Origin of the sequence: Psychrobacillus mangrovi (assembly GCF_037104765.1) — a bacterium.
GTDB lineage: Bacteria > Bacillota > Bacilli > Bacillales_A > Planococcaceae > Psychrobacillus > Psychrobacillus mangrovi.
Genome location: NZ_JBAWSY010000001.1, coordinates 104,341 through 119,512, shown reverse-complemented (window position 1 = coordinate 119,512; position 15,172 = coordinate 104,341). Strand labels below are relative to the sequence as shown.

Below are 15,172 nucleotides of genomic sequence, written 5' to 3'. Positions count from 1 at the left end.
TGTAAGGATGCAAAATAATAAAATAAGCTCATTTCAATTTTTAGTTTTGGTTATTTTTTTTACGATTGGTTCGAGCATCCTTTATGTCCCATCTATTTTATCTATAAAAGTTCAGCAGGATGCTTGGATTGCAACTATTATAGCTACAATAGTTGGATTGCTCGTAATTTGGTTATATATAACTATATCTATGTGGTTTCCAAAGTTAACCTATATTCAAGTTAACGAAAAAATATTTGGAAAAGTATTAGGTAAAACTTTCTCAATTATGTTTGTACTCATGCTATTTCTATATTCATCATCTCTCATTGCCCACTCAGGCACCTTTTTAATTACGCAAATATTTCCTAAAACACCAGCGGCTCCATTAAATATTATGATGACAATTATTATTGTGATGGGGGTTCGTTTAGGCCTAGAAACAATCGCACGTTCAGCGGAAATATTAATATTTGTGTTTTTTATTCTTTTTCTTATTTTAAGTGTAGCTCTTATTCCGCAAGTTAATTATCTAAACCTCGAACCATTTTTACAATCAAAACCTACTTCTATTCTTGGCGCATCATTTGTATTAGTTATCGTATCAACAGTGAATTCAATTACCTTATTGGTTATTTTTCCTGCATTTTTGAAAGAGATTAAAAAAGCAAAGAAAAACTTTATTATTGGAAATATAATCGGAAGTATTATAATCATTATAATTACGACATTGTGTATTTTTGTATTAGGTTCTCCTACTACTTCAAGACAAGTTTATCCGAGCTATGCGTTAGCTAAAGTAATTAATGTAGGTGACTTTTTAACAAGGATAGAGTCTTTGATGGCTACCTTATGGATTTTATGTATATTTTTTAAATCAATACTTTATTTCTATGCTGCCACTTTTGGATTGTCACAAATATTAAATATAAAAGATTATCGCCCTTTAACCTATCCATTAGGAATAATTATGGTTGTATTATCTCTCTTATTTTATCCCGATATTTTGGATCAATATAAGTTTGATGCGAAAATAGCGGTTATTTTATCCACAATTATCGGTATTTTTATTCCTTTGTTGCTAGTGCTGATTTATATGATACGTAAGAAGAAACTGAAGAAAGACCCTCAACACTTATGAAAAATTTTTTCCTCATTATTTACATTTTTTAAATAAGGTTCCCAAATACATATTTGGGAACCTTATTATGTGATAAAATAGGAGATGTTGAGGTGATAGAGATGCAAAGTGAAATACCGAAAATTATGAAGGACTTTTTAGTATATTTAACAACTATTAAAGGAAAGTCTTTAAGGACTAGAAAAGAGTACGAATACGATCTTAAATTGTTTTTTCGTTTTTTAAAGGCATTAGAAGAAGACGTAGATCCATCTCAAATACATATGATCAACATTTCGGATATAAACATCGAATGGATGAAAGAAATTACTTTAGAGGACATTTACTTGTTTATGGAGTACTGTGAGATCCAGCGAAAAAATAGCACTGCTTCTAGAGCTAGAAAAGCGGCAACCATTAAATCTTTTTTCAAGTATCTAAAAGGAAAAAGAAGATTATTGGAGTATAATCCCGCAGACGAACTGGAATCCCCAAAGATAGGAAAGAAGAAACCAATCTATATGAATCAGCAGGAGGCAGAACAATTTATAGCAGCAATTAAAAGAAATAATCACTATTACCGTAATTTTAGTATGGTTATGTTCTTTTTAAACCTTGGGCTTCGGGTATCTGAGCTATGCAATTTAAGTGTACATTCAATAGAAGGCAATTTGCTAAGTGTAATAGGTAAAGGTGATAAAGAACGGACAGTATTTATGAATAATGCTTGCTTGCAATCTCTTGAAATCTATAAAGAGAAAGAGAGACAATACATAAATGGCGCAAATAATCATGATGCGCTCTTTTTGTCTCAAAAAGGAACGAGGCTTACTCGTCAAACAGTCGCAAAAATTATTAAACAAATTAATATTGACGCGGGTTTGCAAAAAGAAAATATAACACCACATAAGTTAAGACATACTTCCGCAACTATAATGTATAAGAATGGGGCAGACATTCGAAGTTTACAACATATTTTGGGTCACACTAGTGTTTCAACTACTCAAATTTATACCCATGTGGAGGATAAAGAAATTCAACAAGTAATTGAAAACAATCCATTTAATCATTTAGGTTAAAATAATTATATTATGTAAACTAAATTATAGTATGGAATATTTCTCAAAAATAAAATGTCCCTATTATTAAAATATTATGTAGGGACATTCCAGACTAGAAGAAAAAGTTATTTGGCGTCGTTTCATTCATTATTTTAATTTTTTATCATCATTATTGAATAATGTTGTAAAAAGTCACTAGAATTTAATCCATTACCACTCCAGAATGATTAGAGTAATTATATTTACTCTTCAAAGTAAAAAACATTGCTTTTTTAAGAGTTTACAGATATCTTAAAAGAAAAGGGGGTTAAGGAATGGAAAAGATTAATACAGTGGTGTGGAAATTGGATAATATTCAGAGTGGACTTGATTTAGAAAGATTCAAGGATAGGTTGAGGTTTATTAACGAGGAATTAACAAAATTTGAAACAATTATAATATCAAAAAAGGTATTCGAAAATGAACTAATAATTCTATCAAAGATGATAAAACAGATTGAATCAGCCGAATCACTTTACTACTGTCTAACTACTGAAGATGTAGATCAAAATCTCTTATCTATTTTAATTGAAGATATTTCGTCACTAAAATCTAAAGTTCGAGTGATTCTATCTATCTTACAAGTGAACTTATTTAACATGAGTGAAGAGCAATTTGATAACTGGTCTAATTGTATTAATCAAAAAACCTTTCTCTCCGAAATAGTAAAAGTCAGGGAAAGATTGAGCAAAGTAGACAAAACGATATCAAGTGAGTCTTTAAATTATTTAGCAGGTACTTATAGGCAAATTAAGATAGATTTAAAAGTAAGAGATATATACGGTAGGAGGGAAAAAGAAATTTCTTTTTCCAAAGCCAACTACTTAGCATTTAATCATCCAGATCCTACTAAAAGAATAAGTGTATTTGAAGAATTAAATCAAACATTAGAAACACGTGCTAATAGATTTGCCTCAATTTACAATCAAATGGTAAGTCTAAGGATAAAAGAGGTAGAAAAAAATGTAAGTATGCTTGATGAATCATTAAAATTAAATGGTATATCGAAACAAATACTAAATGCTATGTGGGAAGTATTGGATACTAATTTAACTGAATTTTCAAGTTATATAAGAGTTAAATCAGAAGAATTAGGGAAGGATAAACTTTCATGGTATCAATTAATGTCTTCTACTTATGAAGTATATCCTCCTATTAACTTCTCGGAAGCTATAAATGGTATCGCAAAATCTCTTGGAAACATAAACAGCAATATTTCCGATTTCGTAAATGACGCAATAAAAAATGGATGGGTAGATGCCGAACCACGTAATACAAAACAGCCTGGTGGATTTTGTGCTCCTTTTTTGGCTGAAGGTGAGTCGCGAATTTCTTTAAGTTATTTTGATACGATCGATAGTGCGAGAAGACTTGCCCACGAACTAGGTCATGCTTGGCATTACCAGCAAATGAAAGATGCTCCTTCTCTTTGTTTTACTGATGATTTCTTTGAAATGACAATGGCGGAAACAGCCTCGATATTCTTTGAAACTGTCTATATTGATTACGTAATTCAAAGTACAAACGTTTTATCAGTAAAAAAAACATATCTTAAATCAAATATTCAGCGTTGCTTAAATTACTTGATGAATATTAGAGGTGCTTTTCTATTTGAAGAAAAATTTTACGAACTTAGGAAGAATGGAGAATTAGATGCAGTCCAAATAGAACAACTATCCATAGAGTGCCAAGATCAGGCTTACGGGAATAGTTTGAGTGAATATGAACCTTTTGTATGGATTAAATACGAACATTTTTATCAAGCTGATACTCCCTTTTATAACTATCCTTATATTTTTGGATTCTTGTTTAGTATAGGTATCGTAGAAATTGCTAAAAGTGATGGGTTGTTTAATAAAAAATTTCAGGAGTTTTTAAGTGAAACTGGAGTAATGCCGCTAAATCAATTAGTAAAAAAACATTTTAATATAGACCTCTCAAAACCGGATTTTTGGCAAGGATCAATCAACAAATTGTCAAACGATATACAAGAATATATAGAATTACAAAAGAAAGGTTTTTAATATCAAAATTTTAAGATTGTAGAAAAAAAGTGCCCTGTTTCTTTTTCTATTCCTGCATTTACTTTAATTTATTTTACAGGAAAACGATGTTTTTTTAGATGGAAGAAAAATTTAATAGTAAGCATACAATAGTTGATTTTCGTTTCAGGTGGCAACTCCGGCCGGAAGAGCAAATGTTTTCTGCACCGAAAGCGAAGTGGCAATTGCATGAGCTGACCCTGGACTGATCGTATTGAAATTAATTTTTGCGACGAGCTTGCGCAGGAGCAAAGGAAGTGGCTGAAGCCATGCCGGCGGAAAGCGTCCGCTTGGAACGAAAATCAACGGTTCCCATACAAATAAATTCGAGTTTGTCTTCATTCTAAATGTCCCTGCATGATATAATCATGCAGGGACATTTAATAACTATTAATCCTAAAGTTCTTACTTCTTAATGGGAGTATGAGAGGATACAAAATCCGTCTGGACCCAAATTAATTTCAGATGGTTCCATTTCAATTTCGGAACTATAAAGCACCTGATAATTTATGTGTTTTTCTAAAGGAAAAGCTTGTTTAGTAATGCTAGGGTTAAGTAAAATGATCACCGATTTATTGTTGTTAAATTTTCGGTAACCAAATATTCCATTTTCTACTTCAGGAAATAGAAAACGAACGGAGCCATCATTTGCGAGAAGTTTCTCTTTTTTTCGAAGTGATATTAAAGCGCGAATATGTTCCTTTAACTCCGAGTCATGGTTTTCAGTGTTCCAATCCATACATTTTCTACACCCTGGATCTAAATCACCAGTCATTCCAATTTCGTCACCGTAATATATGCAAGGAGATCCCATAAAAGTTAGTAATATTGTATACACTTGTTTTGTCCGATTGATATCATCATTGCATTCTGTAAGAATCCTAGGAGTGTCATGACTACCGACAAGATTAAATGTATAGTCAAATATGTTTTTAGGATAACTGTAATAAACCTTGCTTATATTTTCCATAAATTGAATTGAAGTGATATTATTTTTTGCTAATAAATTTAAGACATTTGTCTTGAAAGGGTAATTCATCACACCATCAAACTGATCTCCTCTAAGCCACGGCATAGAATCATGCCATATCTCCCCAAGTATATATACATCTTTTTTAACTTCTTTCACTGCTGTTCTAAATTCCCTCCAGAATTCATGGTCTACTTCATTTGCTACATCAAGTCTCCATCCATCAATATCGAATTCTTTAATCCAATACATTCCTACATCAAGTAAGTATTTTTTTACTTCCGGATTTGCTGTGTTTAATTTCGGCATAGAGTCAACAAAAGCAAAAGCTTCGTAATTTGGTTTTTGACCACCTTGAACCGGAAAATCGTGAATGTGGAACCAGTCCTTATAAGGAGAGTTCTCACCGTTTTTTATAACGTCTTGAAAGGGAGGGAAATAATAACCACTATGATTGAATACAGCATCTAACATTACTCTAATACCTCGATTATGGCATTCTGAAATAAGCTTTTTTAATGATTCACTATCTCCAAATTGAGGATCAATTTCCATATAATCGATTGTGTCATATTTATGGTTAGAAAAAGCTTTAAAAACAGGAGTTAAATATATACCGTTCACTCCAATGTCAGTAAGGTGCTCAAGATTTTCCGTTATTCCAGTAAAATCTCCACCAAAAAAGTTATTGATTGCAGGTGGTTCGCTATTCCATTGTCTTACATTTTTAGGGTTAATAGAAGGGTCACCGTTAGCGAAACGCTCAGGAAAAATTTGATACCAGACAGTGTCTTTTACCCAATCCGGCGCATTGAATATTTCCTGCTTATGGAGATAAGGAAAACAAAAATAATAATCACTGTCGACAGGGGCAGTATTAAAGAACCCCTTCTCAGTAAAGATAGCTTCCTCATCTACAGAAGCTAACTTGAATCCATATCTAAGCCTACGTGTTTCCACAAATACATCTACTTCCCAATAATCAAATAAATCATCTTTACTGACCAATGTCATAGGTAATTCTGAGAATTGCCATTCTCCATCTTCCCATATATATGGGTCCCCTATAATTAATTTAACTGACTTTATATTACTTTTTTTAGTTTTAAGTCTTATTTGTATAGTTCTATCTTCAATCAAATAAGAAAAGTTATCTCCCGGTCTATGAAAAACAGCTGATTTTTCCATAATACATCTCCTTTCGGTTATTGATGAATCGTAGTAATTAATACATAAAATAAATTATTATGTTTCTCTAAGGTAGCGTTGAAACTGATTTTCTATCAAAATATTGAATATATTTCAAAAAAAAAATTAAAAAAAGATTGTTTACGGTTAGAATAAATGTATAATAAAACCATAAGTTGTGCAATCGCTTTCACAAAATATTTATCTGTGAAAATATCGATACATTAGAGATAAATATGTTCTTAAATGAAAAAATATTAAAAACAGTTTGTGCTAAATATATTTTTAATAGCGCTTTCATTTAATTATTTGTGCAAACGTTTGTCCAGTTTTGGGGAAAAGAGAAATCAAACAAATAGGAGGGGTTTAAAGAAATGAAAAAATCATTATCTATGCTATCCATGTTAGTTCTTATCCTTGCAATGCTTGCTGCTTGTGGACCTGGAGAAAGAACACCTGTAAGTTCAAATACAAATACAAATACAAATGATAAGGAAAATGCTGAAAGTTCAACAGATGAACCAGCAAAACCTGAAAAACTAGTAGTGTGGGAAGATACAGATAAATCTGTTGCTTTAAAACCTGCGATTGAGTCTTTTGAAAAAGAAACTGGTATTAAAGTCGAATTTAAAGAATTAGGTATGTCAGATAAAATGCGTGACCAATTACGTCTTGATGGTCCTTCAGGAACAGGGGCGGATATTGTAACTTTACCTCATGATCAAATTGGTCAGGTTGTAACGGAAGGATTAATTCAAGAGATTGAAGTAAGTGATGAAGTACTTTCTACGTTTACTGAATCATCTATTAATGCTCAAAAATACGATGGTAAACTTTATGGATTACCAAAAGCAACTGAAACACCGGTATTTATCTATAATAAAGCATTAATGTCGGAAGCACCTGAAACAATGGATGAAGTTTATGAATTTTCAAAAGGATTTACTAATGATAAACAATATGGATTCATAGCATTATGGGATAATTTTTATTTCGCTCATGGAGTAATTGGCGGAATGGGAGGCTATGTGTTTAAAGAAAATGACGGAGCACTTGACCGTGAGGATGTTGGATTAAATAACGAAGGTGCAGTTGAAGGCGCAGAATATATTCAAAAATGGTACACAGAAGGTTTATTCCCTAAAGGAATTATTGGTGAAAGTGGCGGGTCCACAAAGGATGGACTTTTCAATGAAGGAAAGATTGCTTCTGTAATGGATGGTCCATGGGCATTTCAAAGCATGAAGGATGCTGGAATCGATATTGGGGTTGCAGCTATGCCGACTCTTCCAAACGGAGAGCACATGAAAACATTTATGGGTGTTAAAGGATGGCATGTAACAGCTTTTACAGAACATAAATATTGGTCAACAAAGTTGGTAGAATGGTTAACCAATGAAGAGAATGCTAAAATTCGTTATGAAACAACACAAGAAATTCCACCTGTTAAGACATTAATTGAAGATCCGATCATTGCAGATAATGAAGGGGCAAAAGCAGTAGCTCTTCAATCTCAATATGCAGTTCCTATGCCAAACATCCCTGAGATGGGTGAGGTTTGGGGTCCAGCTGCTTCAGCATTACAAACAATTGCAACTGGTAAGGCACAACCACAAGCTGCAATGGATGAAGCTGTAAAATCTATTAAGACAAATATTGAAACGAATCACCCAAAATAATGTCTGAAAGCAAAGGCATGTTTCCAACTTGGAAGCATGGCTTTGCTTGTATATTAACCTATTATCAGATTACTTGAGGACGCTCTCCTTTCATAGGAAAGAAGGAGGAAACATTACGATGGACAGCAAAGTTGCTACTAATCACAAACGAAATGCTGGGTTATTATCAATAATTCCGGGCTTTGGTCAATTTTATAATAAACAGTTCGTAAAAGGCCTCATTTTCCTCATTTTAGCTTCGGCTTTTTTTAGTAGCTTTTCTCAAACATTAAATTGGGGATTTTGGGGATTATTTACACTGGGAGAGATCCCAGTACTAGACCATTCTATCTTCTTGTTAATTGATGGGATAATCGCATTACTTGTCGCAATTATAGGGATATGTATTTATGCCTTCAATATTTATGATGCATACAATAACGGTCGGAAACGTGACGAGGGGCTTACTTTAAACAGTGTGAAGGAACAATATCATAACCTCTTGGACAACGGTTTTCCATATTTAATGATTTCTCCAGGTTTTTTATTGTTAATCTTCGTAGTTATTTTCCCAATTATTTTTGTTATTTTGTTATCTTTTACTAACTATGATTTGTACCATTCTCCACCTGCTAAACTAGTGGACTGGGTTGGGATACAGAATTATATTGATATTTTCAAATTAGATCTTTGGAGAAAAACTTTTTTTGGCGTCCTGGGCTGGACTATAGTTTGGACTTTTGGGGCTACTACGTTACAAGTTGCGATTGGTGTTTTCTTAGCTGTTGTAATTAACCAAAAGGATTTAAAGGGTAAAGCAATATTTCGTACAATTTTAATTTTACCGTGGGCTGTACCGGCTTTTATTTCTATTTTAATTTTCTCTGGGATGTTCAACGAATCGTTCGGGATTATTAATACCGGAATATTGCATTTTCTGGGAATTGAACCTTTACCTTGGATGACAGAGGAGTTATGGACACGAGTTGCATTAATCTTAATCCAGTCATGGTTAGGTTTTCCGTTCATTTTTGCGATGACAACCGGGGTACTTCAGTCTATTCCTGATGAGTTATACGAGGCTGCAAACGTGGATGGAGCAACTATTTGGCAAAAGTTTCGAAGTATTACATTGCCGATGGTTTTATATGCTACTGCACCAATATTAATTACGCAGTACACATTTAACTTTAATAATTTTAACGTAATTTTCTTATTCAATGGTGGCGGACCTGCACTACCAGGACAAAATGCAGGTGGTAGTGACATTTTAATTTCATGGATTTATAAGTTGACGATGACTTCTGGTCAATATGGAAAAGCGGCAGCGATTACGATGCTCTTATCTTTAGTAGTTGTGGCAGTGGCATTATGGCAATTTAAACGGACGAATTCATTTAAAGAGGAGGATATGATGTAATGACTACTAAGAATGAAAAGATAATTAGACTTACAGTTTCGTATCTTCTTCTCCTTATTGCTGCGGTTATCGTGATTTATCCGCTACTTTGGGTAATTGGTTCGTCTCTTAATCCAGGCCAAAGTCTTTCTGGATCTTCTATGTTTCCTAATAACCCTACATTCAAACATTATCTAGACTTGTTTGATACTGAAAAGTCGAATTATATTTTATGGTACTTTAATTCGATGAAAATCAGTTTAATTACAATGGTGTTAGCGGTAATAAGTGTTTCACTAACTGGATATGCTTTCTCGCGTTATAGATTTTTAGGTCGTAAAAATGGTCTTCTTACTTTTTTAGTACTTCAAATGATTCCAAACTTTGCTGCATTAATAGCAATTTTTGTTCTCGCAAAAAGAACAGGGCTTCTTGACACCCATTTAGGACTTATCCTTATTTATGTTGGTGGACAAATTCCAATGAATACGTGGCTTATGAAGGGTTATCTAGATACTATTCCGAAAGAATTGGATGAGTCTGCAAGAATGGATGGAGCCGGTCATTTGAGAATATTTTGGCAGATTATTATGCCCTTAGCAAAACCAATAATCGCTGTCGTAGCTCTCTTTTCCTTCATTGCTCCATTTGGAGATTTTATACTTGCGCGCATTATGTTACGCTCCGAAGAAAAATTTACGATGGGTGTAGGGTTATATGAACTAGTTTCTAAGCAATTTGGTAACGAGTTCACTACGTTCGCTGCAGGTTCAGTTTTAATAGCAATTCCAATCACCGTATTATTCTTGGCATTCCAGAAATACTTTATATCGGGTCTTACGTCAGGTGGTACAAAAGGGTAACTGCTACCGAAAAGAATTTACTGGGAGGATTACCATGAAAAATAAAGTAACAATATACGTATTTCTTATGTTGCTTTTATTAACCTACTTCAACCCACAGTTCGCTCATGCAAACGAGGAATCCAAGATGCAGGACGAGGTCATTTATATGATTATGGTGGATCGGTTTAATAACGGTGACCCAAGTAATGATCATGAAATTAATCTAAATGATCCGTTTGCTTATCATGGTGGTGACTTTAAAGGGATAATTGACAAGCTCGATTACTTAGAAGAAATGGGATTTACGGCTATTTGGCTGACACCAATTTTTGAAAATACGGAAAAAGGCTATCACGGTTACTGGGTAAATGATTTTTATAATACAAATGAGCATTTCGGAACGATCGATGAATTCAGGTCGCTTGTTAAAGAAGCTCATAAGAGGGATATTAAAGTTATTTTAGACTTTGTCGTTAACCATGTAGGACCGAATCATGAGTGGTTAAACGATCCTAGTAAAAAAAGCTGGCTCCATGAGAATAAGCCTATATCTAACTGGAATGACCCTATAGAAGTGGAAAATGGTTGGCTATATGATTTGCCAGATTTGAATCAGGATAATCCTGAGGTAAAGAAATATTTAATCGATGCAGCTAGATGGTGGATTGCTGAAACTGATATCGATGGTTTTAGACTAGACACCGTAAAACATGTTCCAAAAGATTTTTGGATCGACTTTTCAACTGCTGTTAAATCAGAAAAAAATTCCTTCTTTCTCATTGGTGAGGTTTGGCATGATAATCCAAATATAGTTGCTGGGTATCAGAATACTGGCATTGATGGCTTCATGGACTTCTCACAGAATGATAGTTTGCGTACAGCTTTTGAAAAAACAGACCAATCATTAGGGTGGCTATTTTCTAATAATGATCGAAATCATTTAATGTTCGATCGACCTGAAATGTTGGGGCAGTTTATTGATACTCATGACATTCCAAGATTCGCTCATTTGGCAATTAACAATGACCAGGACAGATTTACACAAATGAAGCAAGCATTATCTTATATATATACTGCTCCGGGTATTCCAATTGTCTATTATGGGACAGAAATAGCTATGGATGGAGGGAATGACCCTGACAATCGTAGGATGATGAACTTTGGTGCAGATGACAATTTAATTGATTATGTTTCTAAGCTTGGTTCGTTGAGGCAGGATTTAACCCCACTTACAAGGGGGGATATGGAACTTTTATTTGAAGAAGAAGGTATGGCTGTCTTCAAACGTACTTATCAGGATGATACTGTGGTAATTGCGATTAACAATACGTCAGTTGATCAAAGGGTAGTTCTGGATGATTCATTTGAAAAAGAAAAAGAATTAATAGGAATGCTTGGTGGAAGGGTTGTTGAACCTGACGGAACTGAATACGTAATTGAACTTGAAAGCGGTCAGTCGGAGATTTTTAGACTTGTAGATCAAGAAAGAGGAATTTGGTTCTATGTAGGTATTTCTATAATTATTTTACTTGGGGTTTTCCTGTACGTGTGGGTTAGAAGAAGAGGAAAATCACTTAAGTGGATGGAACGAACATATGCGTCCCACTCGACTGATTGTAGTAGCCATGCCTTGAAAAGCTCAGAACGAAAGGAGTACCATATTTTATGGAAAGAAAATGGTGGAAAGAAGCAGTAAGTTATCAGGTGTATCCTAGAAGTTTCAATGATAGTAATGGGGATGGAATCGGGGATTTACGAGGTATTATATCAAAATTAGATTATTTAAAGGATTTAGGAATTGATGTTCTATGGGTTAGTCCATTTTATAAGTCTCCTAATGCAGATAATGGTTACGATATAAGCGATTACCAAGATATTTCTGATCAGTTCGGAAATATGAATGACTTTGATGAATTATTAAAAGAAGTTCATGAAAGGGGGATGAAGCTTATTCTTGATTTGGTTATCAATCATACGAGCGATGAACATCCTTGGTTCATAGAATCCCGCTCCTCAAATGATAATCCAAAAAGAGATTGGTATATTTGGAGGGATGGTAAGGGAGAGGGAGCTCCAAATAATTGGGAGAGTATATTTTCTGGTAGCTCATGGGAATACGATTCTTTAACAGCACAATATTATCTTCACTTGTTTGCCGTAAAACAGCCTGATCTAAATTGGGAGAACCGCGAAGTTCGTGACGAATTGTTCAATATGGTTAATTGGTGGTTAGATAAAGGAATCGATGGATTTAGAGTGGATGCAATTAGTCATATTAAAAAGCGCGATGGAATGCCAGATATGCCGAACCCTGATGGAAATCAGTATGTCTCAGCATTTGAGATGCATACTAACCAACCTGGTATACAAGAGTATCTAAAGGAATTAAAAGAAAAAACTTTTTCGAATTACGATATCATGACAGTTGGAGAAGCTAATGGAGTCAGCTTGGATGAAGCAGATGATTGGGTTGGAGAGAAAAATGGGAAATTTGATATGATCTTTCAATTTGAGCATCTAGGTCTGTGGAATAAAGAAGTGGATAAGTCAGTAGATGTCAAAGGTCTGAAAAAAACGTTATCCAAATGGCAAAAAGGATTACACCTCAAAGGATGGAATGCTCTTTTCCTAGAAAACCATGACCAACCACGCAGTGTCTCTAGTTGGGGTAACGATCAAGAGTATTGGAGAGAAAGTGCCAAAATGTTGGCGGCATTCTATTTTCTTATGCAGGGCACCCCCTTCATCTATCAAGGGCAGGAAATAGGGATGACCAATGTCCAATTTCCATCCATAGATGATTATGATGATATCGGAATGAAAAATTACTACGATATAGAGATTGCTAAAGGACGTCCACATCACGAGGTAATGGAAACTATATGGTCAAACGGACGTGATAATTCTAGAACTCCAATGCAATGGGACGATACTTTCAATAGTGGATTTACTGAAGGTATTCCTTGGATGAAAGTTAACCCAAACTATTTGAACATCAATGTAGCTTCACAATTGAAAGATGAAGGTTCAATCTATCACTTCTATAAAAACATGATACAAATACGAAAACAAAACCCTGTGTTTGTGTATGGTGAATATGAAGTTTTGCTTGAAGAAGATTCAGATGTTTACATCTATACACGTTCCTTTGAAGAGAAAAATGCGGTTGTGCTTTGCAATTTTCGCAACAAAAATATTGAGCTAACCATAAGTGATTTACCAAAGATTGATTTTAAATTAATGCTGTATAATTATGATAATGCCCCAGCAAAATTAACGGAGAAAATTGCGCTTCAACCTTATGAAGTAAGAGTTTATTTACAATAAATAAGATATAGAAGCAGTTTTTCAAAAGATTTTGATTACTACAATTGAGGGTTTTAAATATTTAATGTTACTAATAGAGAGAGTGAGGAAATTTTATGGCTATTACGATTAAAGATGTGGCAAAGTTGGCAAATGTTGCTCCTTCTACAGTATCAAGGGTCATTGCTAACAGTCCTCGTATTAGCGAAAATACGAAAAAGCGGGTGAGAGAGGCAATGGAGGAGCTAGGATATCATCCTAATTTTATTGCACGCAGTCTCGCTAGCCAATCTACTAAAGTGATAGGTATTGTACTGCCTCACTCATCTGGCGTGTTTTTTCAAAACCCATTCTTTGCTGAAGTCATTCATGGATTAAGTGAAGGTGCACGTGAAAAACACTATGCTCTCCAAATGACTACTGGAAAAACGGAAGATGAATTATACCAAGGTGTTATGCAAATGGTTCAAGGTGGTCGGGTAGATGGCATAATACTGTTATATTCCCGAATAGATGATAAAATCCTTTCATATTTAAAGGATAGGAATTTTCCTTTTGTCGTGATTGGTAAGCCTTTTGAGTCTGTCGAGCAAATTACCCATGTAGATAATGATAATTACTTAGCAGCTAAGGAAGCTACTGAATATATGATTAACCTTGGACATAAGAAAATTGGTTTTATCGGGGGTAGCCCTAGTTTAACTGTTACGATAGATCGTTTAAATGGTTATAAAGAAGCTCTAAAAAATTCCAAAATTAAACTTAATGAAAACTATATAATCCATGAAGAATTTCATCGAGAGGGTGGACAGGACGCTGTAATGGCACTTCTTAGAAGAAGCATTCCACCAACGGCACTAATTGTAACAGATGATTTAATGGCACTTGGTGTTGTAAATTCTCTTACGGAAATGCAAATTGATATTCCGAATGAAGTTTCTATTATTAGCTTTAATAACGCTTTGTTTGCAGAAATGTCAAGGCCACCGCTAACTTCTATTGATATTCATATAGTAGAACTTGGCTACCAAGCTGCAAGGAGTTTAATTCAACTATTAGAGAATGAAAATGAACCAGTTAAACGGATTATTATACCCCATCATTTAGTTGTTAGGCATTCATGTGCTTCCCCATCTATCCTAATAAGTTCGGATATAGAGTAAAGCTCCTGGGGGCATTGGAAATGATACATAACAATACTTGTAAATTCCAAACAATGCATACTAAATAATATCACTTGTATAAGAGTGATATTATTTTTTTATGTCATTGCCAAACTTCATTGCTGTTTTACAAAGAAAAATCAGTTCTTCTAGTCATATACCAGGCACACGAATTTACGCTTGACGCAAGCTACACATGAGCCAACGAAGTTATTTTGAAACGGGTCCTTTGTAGGTGTATGATGAACTTCTGCTGTCCCTTTTAACAAAGTTTTTTAAACTTGAATTATTATTAGAGAAATTTAAGTAACGACAAGACTTTCATATAATAATATTATGTTAACTAAAAAAACACTTTCAATTTTATAAATAAAAAAGGATAATGGAAAACTAATATCGAAT

General features: G+C 34.0%; 10 protein-coding genes. 9 read left to right on the top strand and 1 reads right to left on the bottom strand.

The window, feature by feature from the left end; all coding sequences use genetic code 11:
- Positions 1–7: 7 nt before the first annotated feature.
- The 3 genes from WAX74_RS00615 (at position 8) to WAX74_RS00605 (ending at position 4,223) form a co-directional block, all read left to right on the top strand.
- Positions 8–1,120, top strand: a complete 1,113-nt coding sequence (locus WAX74_RS00615) for a GerAB/ArcD/ProY family transporter (RefSeq protein WP_336495717.1) — start codon at positions 8–10, stop codon at positions 1,118–1,120.
- A 101-nt stretch (positions 1,121–1,221) separates the two neighbouring features.
- Positions 1,222–2,178, top strand: coding sequence for a tyrosine recombinase XerC (locus WAX74_RS00610; RefSeq protein WP_336496191.1), 957 nt, complete (start codon positions 1,222–1,224; stop codon positions 2,176–2,178).
- A gap of 296 nt (positions 2,179–2,474) precedes the next feature.
- The gene (locus WAX74_RS00605) at positions 2,475–4,223 is read left to right on the top strand and encodes a M3 family metallopeptidase (RefSeq protein WP_336495716.1); all 1,749 of its coding nucleotides are present in this window, start codon (positions 2,475–2,477) and stop codon (positions 4,221–4,223) included.
- Between the two features lie 430 nt (positions 4,224–4,653).
- Here WAX74_RS00605 and WAX74_RS00600 read toward each other — a convergent pair whose 3' ends face one another.
- On the bottom strand, positions 4,654–6,399 hold the full coding sequence (locus WAX74_RS00600) for a glycoside hydrolase family 13 protein (protein WP_336495715.1): 1,746 nt from the start codon (positions 6,397–6,399) through the stop codon (positions 4,654–4,656).
- Between the two features lie 374 nt (positions 6,400–6,773).
- On the opposite strand from WAX74_RS00600, the gene WAX74_RS00595 reads away from it, so the two are divergent.
- From WAX74_RS00595 to WAX74_RS00570, 6 genes are all read left to right on the top strand, one after another.
- Complete coding sequence (locus WAX74_RS00595) at positions 6,774–8,078, top strand: extracellular solute-binding protein (RefSeq protein WP_336495714.1); 1,305 nt, start codon at positions 6,774–6,776, stop codon at positions 8,076–8,078.
- Between the two features lie 118 nt (positions 8,079–8,196).
- Positions 8,197–9,477: a carbohydrate ABC transporter permease gene (locus tag WAX74_RS00590; RefSeq protein ID WP_336495713.1), complete on the top strand. Its 1,281-nt coding sequence runs from the start codon at positions 8,197–8,199 to the stop codon at positions 9,475–9,477.
- Positions 9,477–10,319: a sugar ABC transporter permease gene (locus WAX74_RS00585; RefSeq protein WP_336495712.1), complete on the top strand. Its 843-nt coding sequence runs from the start codon at positions 9,477–9,479 to the stop codon at positions 10,317–10,319. Before WAX74_RS00590 ends, WAX74_RS00585 begins: the two co-directional genes overlap by 1 nt.
- 34 nt (positions 10,320–10,353) lie before the next feature.
- The gene (locus WAX74_RS00580) at positions 10,354–11,997 is read left to right on the top strand and encodes an alpha-amylase family glycosyl hydrolase (protein WP_336495711.1); all 1,644 of its coding nucleotides are present in this window, start codon (positions 10,354–10,356) and stop codon (positions 11,995–11,997) included.
- Positions 11,967–13,628, top strand: coding sequence for a glycoside hydrolase family 13 protein (locus WAX74_RS00575; protein ID WP_336495710.1), 1,662 nt, complete (start codon positions 11,967–11,969; stop codon positions 13,626–13,628). The genes WAX74_RS00580 and WAX74_RS00575 overlap by 31 nt, the downstream gene beginning before the upstream one ends.
- Before the next feature lie 95 nt (positions 13,629–13,723).
- Complete coding sequence (locus WAX74_RS00570; RefSeq protein ID WP_336495709.1) at positions 13,724–14,770, top strand: LacI family DNA-binding transcriptional regulator; 1,047 nt, start codon at positions 13,724–13,726, stop codon at positions 14,768–14,770.
- Positions 14,771–15,172: the final 402 nt, after the last annotated feature.

What these genes read in the sequence shown, in the direction of transcription:
- WAX74_RS00575 (WP_336495710.1), top strand. Translation starts at nt 11,967, where the DNA reads ATGGAAAGAAAATGGTGGAAAGAAGCAGTAAGTTATCAGGTGTATCCT.
- WAX74_RS00605 (WP_336495716.1), top strand. Translation starts at nt 2,475, where the DNA reads ATGGAAAAGATTAATACAGTGGTGTGGAAATTGGATAATATTCAGAGT.
- WAX74_RS00585 (WP_336495712.1), top strand. Translation starts at nt 9,477, where the DNA reads ATGACTACTAAGAATGAAAAGATAATTAGACTTACAGTTTCGTATCTT.
- WAX74_RS00590 (WP_336495713.1), top strand. Translation starts at nt 8,197, where the DNA reads ATGGACAGCAAAGTTGCTACTAATCACAAACGAAATGCTGGGTTATTA.
- WAX74_RS00570 (WP_336495709.1), top strand. Translation starts at nt 13,724, where the DNA reads ATGGCTATTACGATTAAAGATGTGGCAAAGTTGGCAAATGTTGCTCCT.
- WAX74_RS00595 (WP_336495714.1), top strand. Translation starts at nt 6,774, where the DNA reads ATGAAAAAATCATTATCTATGCTATCCATGTTAGTTCTTATCCTTGCA.
- WAX74_RS00610 (WP_336496191.1), top strand. Translation starts at nt 1,222, where the DNA reads ATGCAAAGTGAAATACCGAAAATTATGAAGGACTTTTTAGTATATTTA.
- WAX74_RS00580 (WP_336495711.1), top strand. Translation starts at nt 10,354, where the DNA reads ATGAAAAATAAAGTAACAATATACGTATTTCTTATGTTGCTTTTATTA.
- WAX74_RS00615 (WP_336495717.1), top strand. Translation starts at nt 8, where the DNA reads ATGCAAAATAATAAAATAAGCTCATTTCAATTTTTAGTTTTGGTTATT.
- WAX74_RS00600 (WP_336495715.1), bottom strand. Translation starts at nt 6,399, where the DNA reads ATGGAAAAATCAGCTGTTTTTCATAGACCGGGAGATAACTTTTCTTAT.